Annotated in this window: 14 protein-coding genes and 1 tRNA gene; 5 read left to right on the top strand and 10 right to left on the bottom strand. The window is 53.0% G+C overall.

Translation table 11 applies throughout. The features are described from left to right. Positions 1–23: 23 nt before the first annotated feature. The 4 genes from FWG96_00095 to gyrB form a co-directional block, all read right to left on the bottom strand. On the bottom strand, positions 24–1,430 hold the full coding sequence (locus FWG96_00095) for an MFS transporter (GenBank protein MCL2031671.1): 1,407 nt from the start codon (positions 1,428–1,430) through the stop codon (positions 24–26). A gap of 341 nt (positions 1,431–1,771) precedes the next feature. After that, positions 1,772–2,182 carry a hypothetical protein gene (locus FWG96_00090; protein ID MCL2031670.1) on the bottom strand — a complete coding sequence of 137 codons (411 nt, stop codon included), beginning with the start codon at positions 2,180–2,182 and terminating at the stop codon, positions 1,772–1,774. Beyond that, positions 2,179–4,626 carry a DNA gyrase subunit A gene (gene gyrA / locus FWG96_00085; protein MCL2031669.1) on the bottom strand — a complete coding sequence of 816 codons (2,448 nt, stop codon included), beginning with the start codon at positions 4,624–4,626 and terminating at the stop codon, positions 2,179–2,181. The genes FWG96_00090 and gyrA overlap by 4 nt, the downstream gene beginning before the upstream one ends. Then, positions 4,619–6,520, bottom strand: coding sequence for a DNA topoisomerase (ATP-hydrolyzing) subunit B (gyrB, locus tag FWG96_00080; protein ID MCL2031668.1), 1,902 nt, complete (start codon positions 6,518–6,520; stop codon positions 4,619–4,621). Before gyrB ends, gyrA begins: the two co-directional genes overlap by 8 nt. A 158-nt stretch (positions 6,521–6,678) precedes the next feature. On the opposite strand from gyrB, the gene thiC reads away from it, so the two are divergent. Beyond that, complete coding sequence (gene thiC / locus FWG96_00075) at positions 6,679–7,971, top strand: phosphomethylpyrimidine synthase ThiC (GenBank protein ID MCL2031667.1); 1,293 nt, start codon at positions 6,679–6,681, stop codon at positions 7,969–7,971. A 6-nt stretch (positions 7,972–7,977) separates the two neighbouring features. On the opposite strand, the gene FWG96_00070 is transcribed toward thiC, so the two are convergent. Then, positions 7,978–8,052 (bottom strand) — tRNA-Thr (locus FWG96_00070). Between the two features lie 97 nt (positions 8,053–8,149). Between FWG96_00070 and FWG96_00065 the strand changes: the two genes are divergently transcribed. Continuing rightward, positions 8,150–9,178 carry a XamI family restriction endonuclease gene (locus FWG96_00065; protein ID MCL2031666.1) on the top strand — a complete coding sequence of 343 codons (1,029 nt, stop codon included), beginning with the start codon at positions 8,150–8,152 and terminating at the stop codon, positions 9,176–9,178. Beyond that, on the top strand, positions 9,130–10,770 hold the full coding sequence (locus FWG96_00060) for an N-6 DNA methylase (GenBank protein ID MCL2031665.1): 1,641 nt from the start codon (positions 9,130–9,132) through the stop codon (positions 10,768–10,770). Before FWG96_00065 ends, FWG96_00060 begins: the two co-directional genes overlap by 49 nt. A 94-nt stretch (positions 10,771–10,864) precedes the next feature. On the opposite strand, the gene FWG96_00055 is transcribed toward FWG96_00060, so the two are convergent. Beyond that, positions 10,865–11,674 (bottom strand): TIM barrel protein, encoded by an 810-nt coding sequence (locus FWG96_00055; GenBank protein MCL2031664.1) that lies wholly within the window; start codon positions 11,672–11,674, stop codon positions 10,865–10,867. A gap of 102 nt (positions 11,675–11,776) precedes the next feature. On the opposite strand from FWG96_00055, the gene FWG96_00050 reads away from it, so the two are divergent. Next, a complete protein-coding gene (locus tag FWG96_00050) occupies positions 11,777–12,613 on the top strand; it encodes a hypothetical protein (protein MCL2031663.1) in 837 nt (278 codons plus the stop codon). Here FWG96_00050 and FWG96_00045 read toward each other — a convergent pair. Both FWG96_00045 and FWG96_00040 read right to left on the bottom strand, forming a co-directional pair. Beyond that, positions 12,610–13,131, bottom strand: a complete 522-nt coding sequence (locus FWG96_00045; protein MCL2031662.1) for a hypothetical protein — start codon at positions 13,129–13,131, stop codon at positions 12,610–12,612. The genes FWG96_00050 and FWG96_00045 overlap by 4 nt on opposite strands. Beyond that, on the bottom strand, positions 13,128–13,946 hold the full coding sequence (locus tag FWG96_00040; protein MCL2031661.1) for a hypothetical protein: 819 nt from the start codon (positions 13,944–13,946) through the stop codon (positions 13,128–13,130). Before FWG96_00040 ends, FWG96_00045 begins: the two co-directional genes overlap by 4 nt. A gap of 133 nt (positions 13,947–14,079) precedes the next feature. Between FWG96_00040 and FWG96_00035 the strand changes: the two genes are divergently transcribed. Next, positions 14,080–15,435 carry a hypothetical protein gene (locus tag FWG96_00035; GenBank protein MCL2031660.1) on the top strand — a complete coding sequence of 452 codons (1,356 nt, stop codon included), beginning with the start codon at positions 14,080–14,082 and terminating at the stop codon, positions 15,433–15,435. A gap of 282 nt (positions 15,436–15,717) precedes the next feature. Here the strand turns inward: FWG96_00035 and FWG96_00030 are convergent, their stop codons facing one another. Together FWG96_00030 and FWG96_00025 are read right to left on the bottom strand one after the other, a co-directional pair. Beyond that, the gene (locus tag FWG96_00030) at positions 15,718–15,984 is read right to left on the bottom strand and encodes a type II toxin-antitoxin system RelE/ParE family toxin (protein MCL2031659.1); all 267 of its coding nucleotides are present in this window, start codon (positions 15,982–15,984) and stop codon (positions 15,718–15,720) included. Continuing rightward, on the bottom strand, positions 15,981–16,256 hold the full coding sequence (locus tag FWG96_00025; GenBank protein ID MCL2031658.1) for a DUF6290 family protein: 276 nt from the start codon (positions 16,254–16,256) through the stop codon (positions 15,981–15,983). Before FWG96_00025 ends, FWG96_00030 begins: the two co-directional genes overlap by 4 nt.

Here is a 16,256-nt window from a genome sequence, read left to right as displayed (position 1 = left end):
CTTCATCCTGACCGCCGCCGGGATCATGCATGCTTTTTGCCGGAATCCATCATGGCCACGATGACCGAGACCACTGAAACGGCCGCGAATATTATGAACGCCTCGCTGAGGCCGTTCTCGAACATCGCCGAAGCGGCATCGCTGACGGTACCCCCGCCGAAAAATATGCTCTGCATATCTTCCTGGCTCAATCCCGCCAGGACAAGCGGGAACGCCACCGCAAGACTGAACATTGTGCCCGTATTGCGCAGCATCATCCTCGTTCCGGACGCTGTGCCGCGGCGTTCCGAAGGGATGGACGTCATGACGGAACTCGCATTCGGCGACGCGAACAGCCCTCCGCCGACTCCCATGATCACCATAAGCACGGCCACCTGCCACAGAGGGGTGCCGTTATCAATGAACGCCAACCCTGCCAGGGCGACGGTCGTAAGCGCGAGTCCCCCGATGGTCAGTAACTTTGGCCCATAGGTGTCAGACCACTTGCCGGAAAGCGGCCCTACTATCATCATCGGCAGGCCGCAGGGTATCAAAAGCAGGCCCGCCGTCAGGGCGTCTTTGCCGCACGGCCCCTGAAAATAGAATATGAGCAGGAATGTCGCCGCCCCTATGCAAAGCCCGTTCAGAAGGTTGTTGAAGTTTCCGACGGCGTATTTCCTTCTGCGGAAAAGACGCAGGTCCATCATGGGATATGCCGCACGCAATTCGACAAGAATGAACGCCGCCATGCCGATGATCCCTATCACCGCCATGGCATATGCAGTGAACATCAGGTCCGGATCGCCGAACGACACGTATGTGAGCGCGGTGAGTGTCCCAAAAAGACCCACGAAGAAAGTGAAAGTCCCGATCCAGTCGAACTTCTGCTGCCTGACCTCCCACTTGGGCTCCCTGAGACGGTATGCGGCCCATACCATGCCGAACAGGCCAATGGGGACATTGATAAAGAATATCCACTCCCAGCCGAGCGGTGCCAAAGCACCTCCGACCACCGGACCGACGACTATGCCGGCCGCCGCCGCGACCTGGTTGACCCCCAGGCCGAACCCCAATTTACTTTTGATGAAAGCATCGGTTATCATGGCCGTACTGTTGGCGAGGAGCATCGCTCCTCCCAGCGCCTGAACGATCCTGAAGCCCACCAGGTCCCACCCGTTGAATGCGGAGCCGGAGAATCCGCAGAGAAGCGAGCCCAGAGCGAATACTCCGAACCCGAGCACATACATTTTTTTCCGTCCGAATATGTCGGACAGTCTGCCGAGGATGGGCACCATGATGGTGGTCACCATCAGATATATGAGGAGGACCCACAGAAGGGTCATGAATTCCATATGCAGATCTTTCATAAGCTCGGGAAGAGCTATCAGAAGTGCGGAACCCTGTACGGACGCGAGAAGCGCGCCGACGGTGGTGACCGATAAAACGACCATCGCGTAGCTGTTCTGCTCTTTCAATTTAAACGCAGTATCCTAGGTCTCCGGGGCGTTGCTGTCTGATATAATATCATCTTCTAGTGACCATCATGAGTGGGAAGGCGGAAACGTTACGCATGTTCCGCCGATCGGATGGAAACTGAAGGGAGGATACTTTCATCTTGATAATAAATTTTGTTCTTCGGGCGGAGCGCTGAATCACTCTTCCGATCGCCCTTTGATCTTACCTCTTATCCGGGCCCGAGCAATCCCTCCACATACAAATATGCGGCCGGCGTTCGCTTCCTTGTGAACTTCGCTGAGCACGAAGAATAACCCGTGTTTTCGGGTTCTGTTGATCATCGCCCCTTGTCCGGCATCTTTCCCTTCGGCACGATCTCTTCTTCATATCTTTTACCGGCCATATCTTGGCCGCCGTCGTGCGGCTTGGGTAATATCTCATCCTCGTACGTCTTATCAATGCCCGGTTTCTTCAGCCGGAGACATTTGATCTCCTTTTCGACCTTGTTCAGAGCGGAAAGCCTTGCTCGGAATAGCCATGCCGATACCGCGCATGCGGCGAGGATGATGAAAGACAGCAGCGAAACTGCCGTGCGGGCGGTATTCCCCTCGGCGATCGAGACCGCGGCCACCGCGGCCGAGACCGCCGCGCCGGCGGCGAGGAGGATGATCAGCACGGTCCCTCTGATCTCCTCCTTTGTCTTCTTTGCCTTCTCTGTCCTAATGGTCTTCCTGAGCCGTACCTTCATTCCTCTTCCTCATCGGGAATTATCGGCTGGACGGCCGTAACCTTGTCCCCGTCCCTCATGTCCATTATGCGGACGCCCTTCGCATTGCGGCCGGTCTCTCTGATCTCGTCGACATTCATGCGTATCATCTTCCCATGTACGCTGGTCACCATCAGCTGGTCGCCGTTGGTCACCTTCCTTACGCAGACGACCTTGCCGTTCCTCTCGTTCGTCTTTATGGTGATCACGCCTTTGGCGCCGCGTCTCGTCTGGCGGTAGTCGATGACGTCGGATATCTTGCCGTACCCGTTCTCTGTGACCGTCAGCAGCTTATCTTCGGGCCTCACGACCGCCATGGAAACGACCGCATCGTCCGATCCGATGGTCATACCCTTCACGCCCATCGTGTCTCTGCCGGTGGGACGGACATCCGATTCTTTGAACCTCACCGCCTGGCCGTCCGAGGTGGCCAAAATTATCTGATCCTTACCTTCGGTAATGGACGTTTCGATCAGTTCGTCGCCGTCCTCGAGCTTTATCGCTTTGATGCCTTTCGACCTTACGTTCCTGTAGGCGCTGAGGCTGGTCTTCTTCAGCAGACCGTTCTTCGTGCAGAAAGCCAGGTATTTATCCTCCGGGAAGTCGCTGACGCAGATGGTGTTCACCACCATCTCTCCCTGCTCCAGATCCGGAAGCAGGTTGACTATCGGCTTCCCTTTGGACTGCCTGCTTCCCTCCGGGACCCTGTAGCCTTTGAGCCAGTGCAGCCTTCCGCGGTTCGTGATGAACATCAGATAATCGTGGGATGAGGTTACGAACATGCTTGAAACGTAATCCTCCTCTTTGGTCTGCATGCCGATCAGGCCTACTCCGCCCCTTGCCTGCTGCCTGTAGGTGTTGAGAGGTATCCTCTTGATGTAGTTGTCCGCGGAGATGGTTATCACCACGTCCTCCATCGGAATGAGATCCTCCTCGTCTATATCCAAGGCGTTCTCGTTGATGATCGTCCTGCGCTCGTCCCCGTACGAATCCTTCATCTCCTTGAGCTCGTCCTTGATTATGGCGAATACCCTGTCACGGTTGTCCAGGATGTCCTGCAGGTCCTTCATGAGGATGATCAGCTGCCGGTGCTCTTCCCTGATGGACTCTATCTCCAGGCCGGTGAGCTTCTGCAGCCTCATGTCCAGTATCGCTTTCGCCTGCTCTTCGTCTATGTCCAGAAGGGATCTCAGCCCTTCGTTGGCCTCCGGCGCATCCTTCGACGCGCGGATCAGGGCGATCGCCTCATCGAGCATGCCAAGGGCCTTCATCAGCCCCTCCAGTATGTGGTGGCGCTTCTCCGCCTGTTCGAGATCGTACCTGGTCCTGCGGACGACCACCTCCGCCCTGTATTCCGAATAGTGGTCGACCATGTCCTTAAGAGTGAGCAGGGTCGGTCTGTTGTTGACGAGCGCCAGGTTGATTATTCCATATGTGATCTCCATCTGGGTCTTCTTGAAGAGGTTCTCGAGGACAACGTTCTCAATCGCGTCCTTGTGAAGTTCTATGACGACTCTCATCCCGTCCCTGTCCGACTCGTCCCGAAGGTCCGTTATGTCCTCCAGGACCTTGTTCTTCACGTGCTCCGCTATGGTCTCTATAAGGGTGGCCTTGTTGACCTGATACGGGAGTTCGTCGATGATTATGCTGCTCTTGCCGTTGCCGATCTCCTCGAAGTGGGTGTTCGCCCTTACCTTTATCTTTCCTCTTCCGGTGGTATAGGCGGAGACTATCCCAGAAAGGCCGTGGACGGTCCCCCCGGTGGGGAAGTCCGGCCCTTTGACGAACTTCATCAGCTCGTAGACATCCGCCTCGGGGTTGTCGATTGCATGGATCATTGCGTCGCAGACCTCCGAAAGATTGTGCGGAGGCATCTTGGTGGCCATCCCGACCGCTATCCCGTCGGAACCGTTGACCAGAAGATTGGGGAATTTTGCGGGCAGGACGCTCGGTTCCTTCAGGGACCCGTCGAAATTGTCGACGAAGTCCACCGTGTTCTTATCCAGGTCTGCCAGAAGGTCCCCGGATATCTTTGACAGGCGGGCTTCGGTATAACGCATCGCCGCCGGCGAATCCCCGTCCACCGATCCGAAGTTCCCCTGGCCGTCGACCAGCGGGTATCTGAGCGAGAAGGACTGCGCCATCCTCACCATCGCCTCATAAGCGGCGGAGTCCCCGTGCGGGTGGTACTTACCGAGCACTTCTCCGACCACCCTCGCGGACTTCTTGTGCGGCCTGTTGTAAGGAAGGCCGAGTTCCGACATGGCATACAGTATCTTCCTGTGGACAGGTTTCAGCCCGTCCCTTATGTCAGGAAGGGCGCGTCCCACTATCACGCTCATGGAGTAGTCGATGTATGACCTCTTCATCTCCTTCTCTATACTCTGGGGTATGATCTTTTTACGTTCTTCCACAGTATCACACATCCAGGTTGATCACTTCGTGAGCATGTTCGATGATGAATTCCCTTCTCGGTTCGACATCGTCCCCCATCAGTATGGAGAACAGCTGGTCGGCGAGCATTCCGTCCTCGATCTCGACCCTTTTCATCAGTCTGGTCTCGGGGTTCATGGTCGTTTCCCAAAGTTGCTGCGGGTTCATCTCCCCCAGTCCTTTGTATCTGCTTATGTTGGCGCCTGTGCCCATGTCTTCAAGGGCCTTTGCCATCTCCTCATTGTTGTATGCATAGGTCTCCTTCTTCCCTTTGGAGACCCTGTAAAGGGGAGGCATCGCCAGGAACACGTGGCCTCTCTCTATGAGCGGCTTCATCTGCCTGTAGAACAGCGTGAGGAGCAATGTGCCTATGTGTGCCCCGTCGATGTCCGCATCGGTCATGATGACCACGTTATGGTACCTTATCTTGGTGACGTCGAACTCCTTCCCGATTCCGCCGCCTATCGCGATCATCAGGTTCTTTATCTCCTCGTTGTCAAGGAGCTTGTCCGGCCTCGCCTTCTCTACATTAAGGATCTTGCCGCGGAGGGGCAGGATAGCCTGGAACGCGCGGTCCCTTCCCTGCTTGGCGCTTCCGCCGGCGGACTCCCCTTCCACGATATACAGCTCGCACTTTGCCGGGTCCTTTTCGGAACAGTCGGCGAGCTTTCCCGGAAGACTGCTGGATTCGAGGGCGCTCTTCCTTCGGGTGGCGTCCCTCGCTTTTCTAGCGGCCTCCCTGCTCTCCAGCGCCGATATCCCCTTTCTGACCACCAGCGCCGCTACGGCGGGGTTCTCCAGCAGGTACTCCGCGAACTTTTCGTTCATGAATGTGGAGACCGCCTTCTGGGCGATGCTGCTCCCGAGCTTCGACTTCGTCTGGCCCTCGAACTGCGGGTCCGGCATCCTTATGCTGATTATCGCGGTAAGCCCTTCCCTGACGTCGCTTCCCTCGAGCGTGGTGTCCTTGAGAAGGCCATTGGATTTGCCATAGTCATTGATGGTCTTTGTCAGAGATGCCCTGAACCCCGTGAGGTGGGCCCCGCCTTCGGGGGTATAAATGGTGTTAACGAAGGAATCGATAGCTTCGTTGTATCCGTCCGTGTACTGGAGAGCGATGTCCATCATCACCCCGTTCCTCTCTCCGATCAGCGCGATGGGCGGTTCGTGTATGGCCTTCTTCGACCTGTTGAGATACCGGACGAACTCGGACACTCCCCCTTCGTAATGGAATGTCTCGGATTTCCCCGTTCTCTTGTCCTCAAAATAGATGGTCGCCTCTTTGTTAAGGAACGCCTGGTTCCTGAACCTGTTCTGAAGGATCTCATAATCAAATTCCGTCGTTTCGAATATTTCATTGTCCGGATAGAACGTTATCGTCGTTCCCGTTCTGTCAGATTTGCCTATGATCTCGACCGGGCCATCAGGTATGCCGATCTTGTAGGTCTGCCTGAACACTTTCCCTTCTCTTTCGACGACAGCGGTGAGCCGTGTCGATAATGCGTTCACCACGGAGACTCCCACGCCGTGAAGCCCGCCCGATACTTTGTAGGCGCTCTGATTGAATTTGCCTCCTGCATGAAGGTCGGTGAGACACATCTCGAGCGCATCCTTGCCTTCCTCTTTGTTCATTCCGGTGGGAATGCCCCTCCCGTCGTCGATGACGGTAACGGAGCCGTCCTCGTTGACATAAACACTGACCTTTTTGGCAAACCCGGCCATTACCTCATCTATACCGTTGTCCACTACCTCAAAGACAAGATGATGGAGCCCTCTGCTGTCGGTGCTCCCTATGTACATTCCCGGTCTCTTCCTGACCGCCTCCAATCCTTTCAGGGCGACTATGCTGTCTGCGTCATATAGCCCCTGCTGTTTATTCCCATCCATTTCTGCAACTCCGAATAAATATCGTGATGAGAGTATGCAAATCGTGTATAAATACGCACGTACGCGCACGTACGCGATGGCACATCTGAGCTTCGTCCCAGCCGGTCCGGAGCCGGGATGTGGCAAATCTGAAATATTGACAACAGATGACTATGCGCATGAGCACCATCATGGAAGAGGCTCGCCGGGGCGTCAGCCCCATGATCAAAAGGATCGCCGAAAAAGAAGGAGTGAGCGAAGAGTTCGTAAGGAACGGGATAGCCTCCGGGAGGATAGTGGCACCGTGCAACCCCATACATGATCCGGAACCGTCCGCGATCGGAGAGGGAATGGGAATAAAGGTCAACGTGAATCTGGGCACTTCCAGGGACATCGTCGATCTGGACAGCGAGCTCAGAAAGCTGGATATCGCGATCAAATACGGCGCCGACGCGGTGATGGACCTCAGCACCGGAGGGGACATCGACAGCATCCGCAGAACTCTTATCGGCAAAGCCCCGATGATGATCGGCTCGGTCCCGATATACCAGACCGGACTGACCGCCGCGCGGGAAGACGCCGTTGTGGATATGACCGAAGACGATATCTTTGACGGGATCGAGAAACACGCCAAGGACGGAATGGACTTCATGACCGTACACTGCGGCATAACGAAAGAGAGCGTCGCATGGCTTAAAAAGTGCAAGAGAGTAACGGACGTTGTCTCCCGAGGAGGGTCCTTCCTCACGGCATGGATACTCCACAACGAGGAGGAGAACCCCCTCTACGGGAATTTCGATTACCTTCTCGAAATGGCAAGGAAGTATGAGTTCGCTCTTTCTCTCGGAGACGGTTTCAGACCCGGGTGCATCGACGACGCTACGGACCAGGCGCAGCTGTCCGAGCTGATGACGCTCGGCCATCTTGTGGTAAGGTGCAGAGAAGCGGGCGTCCAGTGCATGGTGGAGGGTCCCGGCCACGTTCCGCTGGATCAGGTGCCGATGAACATGATGCTTGAGAAGAGGCTCTGCCATGACGCCCCGTTCTATGTCCTCGGACCCCTTGTTACGGACATAGCCCCCGGCTACGACCACATCGTCGGGGCGATTGGCGGCGCCGTCGCCGCTCAGAACGGAGCGGACTTCCTGTGTTATCTGACTCCGGCGGAACACCTGTCCCTTCCGGACGAGGACGACGTCAGAGAGGGACTGATCGCATCGAAGATAGCGGCGCATGTGGGAGATATATGCAGAGGTAGAGGGAGAGAGATGGACACAAAGATGGCAAAGGCCAGGAAGGCCCTCGACTGGAACACCATGTTCGAAGTGTGCATCGATCCAGAAAAGGCCAGAAGGTACAGGGCAAGAGGCTGCACGAAAGAAGAGGACGGCTGCTCCATGTGCGGCGACGTCTGCGCAGTGAAGATCGTGAACAAATATCTTGTCAGGAACGGCCCGACGGAAGACTGCTGAGACAAGTGGAGCCACTGGAGGGGATCGAACCCCCGGCCTACAGTTTACGAAACTGCCGCTCTACCGCTGAGCCACAGTGGCGTCGGAACCGTTGATTGTGACGTAGGATAAAAAGTTTTACTATGCCTCATGCCAAAGAAATAAAATCATATGTTCAAATACAGATAACAGAGTGCATATGGCCATCAACAGAATGAACCCTGACAAGTGGAAAGAGGACATTGCGAAGTCCGTGGATTTCTACAACGGCTGGTTTATGGAATTTGCACCGAAAGCATATCGTGATGCACGGATGCTTGCAACAGGACACGTCGAAAAGATGCTGGAAGCAACTGATGCTTTGCGGGATATCTCCTTTGCTGTGCTGAATGAAAATCCCGGGATCCTATCCATTTTACGTATGTCCACTTGCCCGCCAATAGCAAGGGATAGACTGATAGGCTTAACTGGCGTACCAAGACGGCTTGTGGAGTGCATGGAGGCGGAAACGCCTATGATCCCGCGCCGGATGGACAAAGAACGCCTCGAAATTGAGTTGAATAAGATTGCGAAGATCATAACATTGATGGCAGATTCGGACATATTTGTTTGGCTGAGAAACAGCAAACAACCCACAAATGCAGAGATTGACCGCGCCGCAACCATCATTGCCGATCGGCTGTGCGGCGCAATCTCGGACCCAATAATCCGCAATGCGCAGGAAAAACGGCAGCTTTCATCAATAGAGAGCTGGCTTGTCGAACGCGGATACAGAAAGATGGAAAGACCCGTAAAATTTGACAAAATAGAACCAGGCACGTTTTCATTTAGGACCAATGTGCCTGTTATAGCCTCTTCCGGCGAAGAGGTGTTCAAAAATCGCGGCACTATCTCATTCAAAACAAATGCATCCGATGCAGATTTATTGGGTAATAAAAAGATCAATGTCCCTGTTGACGTGATCATAATGCCTATTTCGGCAAAATATGGTGAGTTTCCTTTATTGATAGAGGCGAAGTCTGCGGGAGATTTCACTAATGTGAACAAGCGGCGTAAAGAAGAAGCGCAAAAGATGGCACAACTCAGACGCACTTACGGCAACGGTATCAGATATGGACTTTTCTTGTGCGGTTATTTCGATTTGGGTTATCTTGGTTACGAAGCGGGGGAGGGTATAGATTGGATCTGGGAACATCGGATGGACGATCTGGCATTATACGGTCTCTGACTTACAACCGGCGGCTGGAGGACGAACGCGGCATCATCCAGGCAGAGCTGGATGAAAAAAAGACCCTAGAGGAACGACGCCGATTGGGTCAGTTTTCTACACCCTCTGAATTAGCTCAAGAGATAGTTGCATATAGCCTCACGCTTCTGGATAATAACGAGCAGATTAGCTTTTTTGATCCGGCTCTCGGCACAGGTGCGTTCTATTCTGCATTACTCAGGCTATGTGAGAACAAAAGAATAGACTCTGCGACCGGAGTGGAAATCGATCCTCATTACGCCATCCCCGCAAAAGATCTGTGGCAGGACAGCGGGCTTGAGGTCATCATATCTGACTTTACGAGGATCGATCTTGTAGAAAAATGCAACCTGCTGATATGCAACCCGCCGTATGTGAGGCACCACCTTCTGAACCAGGACGATAAACAGCGCATAAAAGAAAGAACGAGAAGATTAACAAACGTAAATCTGTCCGGTTTGGCAGGATTGTATTGTCATTTCCTATTGCAGTCCGTCCAGACAATGAAAGAGAACGGCATAGCCGCATGGTTGATCCCGAGCGAATTCATGGATGTTAACTATGGTGTAAAATTGAAACAGTTCTTACTTTCGGAAGTTGAGCTTTTGCGGATCCACCGCTTCAATCCTGCTGATGTCCAGTTCAGCGATGCCCTCGTGTCTTCTGCAGTAGTGTGGTTCAGAAAAAAAAGGCCGATGATGACGGATAGTATCGAATTCTCTTTCGGCGGTACGCTGCATTCTCCGAATATAGCGCGCAAGGTCCCAAGAGACGACTTGAAAAGCGACCTCAAATGGACGCCCATCCCCTTTGCAGAAACAGTGCGCCGAACAGAAGAGTCCGTTCGCCTTTCGGATTGTTTTGACGTAAAGCGCGGCATTGCCACCGGGAATAACGGATTCTTCATACTTGAGAAAGCTACCATCGAAAAACTCGGACTTCCTTCGGAGTGTTTCAGACCTATTCTGCCAAGTGCGAGATATCTTGAAGAAAACGAAATTAAAGCCGATGAATTGGGGAATCCGTTGCTGCGGCAGCAGCTGTTTTTGCTCGATTGCCGGTTGCCCGAACACGAGGTCGAAGAAAAATATCCGCAGCTTTGGCAATATCTTTGCAGGGGGAAGGATGAGGTCGCCGCCGGATATTTGTGCAGATCGCGCAAATGCTGGTACTACCAGGAGCAGCGCGAGGCTCCGCTTTATATCTGCACATACATGGGGCGCAAAAGAGGATCAAACGACAAGGCCTTCCGATTCATCTACAACGAATCAGATGCGGTCGTGACAAATTCCTACCTTGGATTGTATCCCAAAGGATGGCTGAGATCGGAATTACAAAAAGACCCGAGCCTCGGGCGTACCATATGGGAACTGCTCAACGACATCGAGCCAGCGAGCCTTGTGACGGGGGGACGTGTCTATGGGGGAGGACTGCATAAGATCGAACCTGCAGAACTGCTTGGCATCGCATTTCCACAGATGGAGTCATTGTTCGCACGTAGACCGCATCCTTTACCGCGCCGTGGTTCGGCCGCAGACCCTTTGCATTCAGCGGCCATGCTCGTCATCGAATGAGCCTTCGGGCTGTTCCTGAATAATTGTTTTACAATGGACCTCTTCAGAGGAACGCCTCCCTGAATGAAAGGAGCATGGTGCGGCATTTATCAGTTTATCGACGGTACTTCGGGAACATGTCCCTGAACACGACCGCATCCTCCGCGATAAGGGGAGATTCGCAGATGAACGTGCAATCCTGTTCAGAATCCATAAGCACATCGGCCAATAATTGCATATCTGGGTCTTTTGAACTCAGAGGGAGGTGGGAGATCTCTCCTCTTTCGCCGTACTTTATGCAGCTGATGTGAAAATGCGCTGTATTCCCGCACAACGGGAAGAACTCTTCAACCAGCCTGCTCATATCCTCTTTTGTTTTGAGACATCCGACACCGCGGGCATGGACATGCGCAACATCCAGAACCGGCCTTACGCCATCAACGCCTTCCATCACTTCTGATATCTCCTTCAGCGTGCCGAACTGGCCTTTCTTGCCCATCGTCTCCACGCCCAGGATCACATCTTTTATGTTCTCATCGTCCATCTTCTCTTTGCATTTCGACAGCCCGTCTATGACCGATCCCAAAGCAGTGTACGGGGACTTTCCGTATGAAGCGGCGTGGATCACTATTATGTACGCTCCCAGAAGGTGCGCCGCCCTTACGGTGTCCATGACCCACCCTATGCTCTTCTCCCTCGTCTCCGGATCATCTGAATTGAAACTTATGAAATAGGGCGCGTGGCAGCTCAGCCTTATATCAAGAGCTTTTGCCGCCTCCCCTACGGCCTTCGCTCGTTCGGGACTTATCCTTGCGCCTCTTACAAACTCTACTTCGAGAGCATCGAGGCCTATTTCCTTCGTGTACCGTAATGAGCCTTCCGGCGTCTTTCCTTCGCTCGGATATCCTGCTGGACCAAAACGCATGAACCCTCAACACATTATGCATATTTCAGAGTTCTCAGGTCATTTTTCAAAAGCTGAACGATAGATAGGGCGGCAAATCCTTTAGTCTGTTCAGACATAATCATGCTCGTGCGGATAGAACTCGACGTGTCACTCGACCCCACTCTGGGATGCGGACAGGCACACAGATGGAGAAAGACCGGCGACAGCTGGAACGGCGTCATAGGAGAGGAGGTCATCCGTCTGACTGAGAGTGCAGGGGGTTTCGAGGCGGAAGGGTGCTCCGACAAGAATGTACTGCTTGGCTATTTCAGAAGTTGTGATGACCTTTCTCAGATAATCAGAGAGATATCCAACGCGGACCCTTATGTCGCCTCATTGTCATCATCCTGCCCCGGAATGAGAATACTGAAACAGGAACCCTGGGAATGTCTTGCTACCTATGTCCTCGCAACGAACGTTAACGTCAAAAGGATCGCCAAGATGGTGGAATCTGTTTGCGATACTTTCGGCAGGGATCTCGGAGAGAGAAGAGCGTTTCCCGCGCCGAAACAGATACTTGATAAAAAAGATGAGATACCCGCCTGCAGGCTCGGATACCGCGAGGAAAGGTTCATCGGACTGGCCGAGAACGCGGAGAACGGCCTCATCGATCTGGCGGCGATCGGAGAGATGGACTATTCGGATTGTATCAGAAATTTGATGATGATCAGCGGCGTAGGGCCGAAAGTAGCCGATTGCGTGGCGCTTTTCGGATTCGGACATCTTGAGGCTTTTCCGGTGGACGCCAGGATCTCAAAGTGCCTGAACAGTATGTACGGGATCAGCGGAAGCTACAGAACGATGGCGGAGTTCGGAAGGAAGAAATTCGGACGTTATGCGGGGTACGCTCAGGAGTTCCTTTACCACAGCTCTGTCATCACCGGAGAGCAGACCCCGGGCGGGATCCGCCCGTTTTAAAACGATGCGGGCGCGTCGGCCTTGTTCCGCACGTATTCAAGGTAAGCGTTTATCATGGAGCATACGGGAAATGCGCACATCATGATCGCTATAAAGCTTATATCCAGCTCGAGAGAGATTGAACTGATGCTCATCGGGTAGCCGGTGTTTATCGGAAAATCATACACTTTATAGCGGAACGTGTGTGAAAAGAACAGTATCGCGCACATAAGATAGGTGTTGGACACCATCATGAAGAAGAATCTTCTTTTTGTTCCTTTGTAGTAATAGCCGCTGAATACCGACAGCAAAAAATACGGCGTGAGCAGGATGATGGGGTTCTTTGCCGCCGTGAACATGTCCATCACTCCGATGCTGATGTTCTGCGAGCCTGCAAAACTGTGAAGCAGAACGTATGCATAAAGGACCATGAGCACCAGGACCAGAGCTATTTTTACCAAACTTATGATCAGGAATGAGACCGCCGCTTTGGCGTCCCCTTCTCCGATCAGGTCAGCCAGCCAGGCCGCGCGGCTCATTCGATCTCACCCCATATATATGCCAGGAGATCGAGGAGAAGCTTCAGGTTCTCCGCATCTATCTGCAACGCATCCCCTGTCAGGTCATCGATCGCCTCGGGAGGGGCGCCGCTGAAAGAACCTGTTATTTTGCTCAGCGATCCTGCGAACTGACCGCTCGCCGATGCTCCCGCCGATACTGTGTTGCCTTCTCTGTGAACATACAGATTCACGCTTGCGCCGCCGCCCGTCACGGAGATGCTTTGATCACCGACGGGTATGTCCGGGCTGATGTTCCGAATTTCTAAAGATAATGACGTGTCGTCCTTCCGGACGTCATATTCCAGCTTGCTGCCTTTCTCCGACAGCTGTATCGTTGTGTCGACCGTCACGTTCATCCCGATCAGACCGTATATGTACTTCCCGCTGAACTCCGCCCGTATCGGGATCTCGGACCCGTCCCTCGACACAAGGTCTCTGAGGATCAGATATGCGGACGGGATGAATGTTCTTGATTCCAGTTTTATTTCTGTGACGGAGTTGGCCTTTATCGTTATTCCGCTCAGCGTAAGGATGTTCACCCTGGAACCGAACGCATCGTCCACTATGTATGCCCTGAGCGTGACATCCTGGACGTCATATGTCAGGCCCGAATCTATGACATACGTGCCTTTGGCCAGGATAAAGGCGCCTTCGACACTGATGTCCGTGTCTCCTTCCGCAGTGACGTCCAATCCCCCTCTGAGGATCGGAATTGATGCAGACAGCACCAGGATCACCACCGCGGCCGCAAGGACGTACGGCAGCATTTTCAGAATGAGCGCATATTTGGCCACGTCGGCACATAGCTTCAATGCTGTTATTATTTTTGTCCATACCCAGCCGACTAGATGTATTCATAAGCAGACCTTCCGTTTGCAGTATGATTATATACTCATTTTTGCCGTATAGACCCGGAGGAGACCATTTATGGCAGCAAAAAGACCCCACATACAATTACATAACAAATGGATACTTGCCGTGTTCGTTGCGGCGATGTTCGCGTTTGTTCCCTTTGCTTTGCATGACAGCGCGGAGCTGTCCGGAGCAGACTCGGACGGCAACCCGGTCAACGATTATCTGGAACTGATCCCGGAAATAAAGGCCGGCAATAAGGTCGGGATATCGCTCGATCTGAACGTAGACCGCTTCTTCGAAATAGCCAAGATCGCTGTGGCTGAAACTGAAGACCTTCTCGGAGGCGATCCTATGATGGATGCGATCATCAAGGTGATCTCCGACAGCAAAAACATGAATGAAGCAATGGAAAAGCTATCGGAGGCACTGCAGGATGAAGGCGCCGAGATATCCGGTCTGCGCATAGACAAAGGCAGTTTCTCAATGGACATCGAGTTCTTGGTGACCGAGAAGACGGCGAACGGATACAAGATGTCTCTGACCTATTCCCTCTTTGCGGAGGCGGGCGTGACAGTGTACCTCAGCCCGTCCAACGCTGACCTTATAGGTTTCGGAAGCGGAGTAGTTCCGACCGGATCTATGTCGGCGTCCGTGTCTTTGGAAGGAAAACTGGACCTGAACCTCACCCCGGAATTCATACCGAGGACTGTTGAATCATCGACTGTTTTCGAAGCGAAAATGAGCTTAAAACAGAATTTCAAAGAGGGATACGACTACGTTAACCACAAGGACACATATACATACGCTTCGGTTGTCAATGATGATTCGATGAAGATGGAATACGCTTTCTCGTTCGGATTCAAGGTCGGCAGTTCGGACCTGACGACAGACCACTTGAACAAGGCGCTGAACGGCGAGAGCGTGACCGTCACCACAACATACAGCTTCCAGGCGAAAATGACCGAGAACGGCACGAGTTATACCGACAGCGACAGCGGGACGACATCCTTCGACCTTGCGGACATGTCTTCCGGAGGGAGTACCAGCACAATTAACGACGAAGCTGTGAACAACATCTTGTCCGAAGTATGGAAGGGAAATCTGCCGACCTTCAATGAATTCAGGAACGCCTTCGGAGCGGATATCGCGAACGAGATCGGACAGATCCAGTATAATCAAACCATGAACCAGATCAGAGAGCCGTTCAAGGCGGCGATGAGCGTTCTCGGCGATTCCGAAAGCGCTCTGGAGGAGAACGGAGCGCTTAATTGGTACTATGAGATCGGCGACGACGTAGTGCATTCCGGCGGCGGATCGTCGGGCGGAGGATCATCGGGCGGCGGCATCAATATGACGTACGTGGCCATCGGAATAGTCGCGGTCATCGCGATCGTGGGCATAGCGTTCTTCGCAAGAGGCAAGATATAAACGGGGCATCGCCCCTTTTTTTCACTTTCAACTGCCTACAATTTGTAGTCAGTTCGTTTCCCTCTTCTTTGAGGCGTACTTTCAAGACGCTCCAATACTTAGCCGCACCTCTATGCGTCGGTTGCTCTGTAAGTACGCCCACTACGTCAACAATCGAGAGGGTTGTGTTTTTAAATTTAATAAATTCCAAAGAATGACTGGGAATTCGGTCTCGGGAAAGACCGTGTCGGATGGGGCAGGCCGCTCCCTGTCAGCGGATGATCGCTGGTGTCTATGACACGGTCAACGGTATGCGTTACGCCTGTTTCGTATCTCTAATATTAATATGACGAGCCTTTTGTCTTCGATCTTCGCAAAGATGCGGAAATCGCCGACACGATATCTCCACATCCCGGCCAGATCTCCGGCCAGGGCCTTGCCGCTCCTGCGGGGGTTGTCGGTTCCCACAAGGTTCTTTTCGATCCAGGATAAGATCGCCCCGGACATTGCCGCATCCATTTTCTTCAGGGACCTGCGTGCATCCTCGGCATAAATGACCTCATATGTCAAAGGAGGCCCAGCTCCTTCTTTATATCGTCATGGGAATAGGTCTTGGGGTTCTTTTCATAGTTCTTAAGAGCCATTCGGCAAATTTCTATATCGAGTTCGTCCTCTATCATCTCCATTGTAGCCTTGCGTATGACGTCGGAAATGGTCGAGCCATGAATGACCGCATACTGCTCTATGAGCATCTGCTCTTCGGAAGAGAATCTTATCGAATATACCATGCATATCTGTATGACAATGACATACAAATATATTATGTTCTTTGATCTGTTCAA

Origin of the sequence: Candidatus Methanoplasma cognatum (assembly GCA_009777615.1) — an archaeon.
Classification (GTDB): domain Archaea; phylum Thermoplasmatota; class Thermoplasmata; order Methanomassiliicoccales; family Methanomethylophilaceae; genus Methanoplasma; species Methanoplasma cognatum.
Note: the sequence above shows the minus strand (reverse complement) of the source record. Positions and strands in the feature narration are given on the sequence as shown.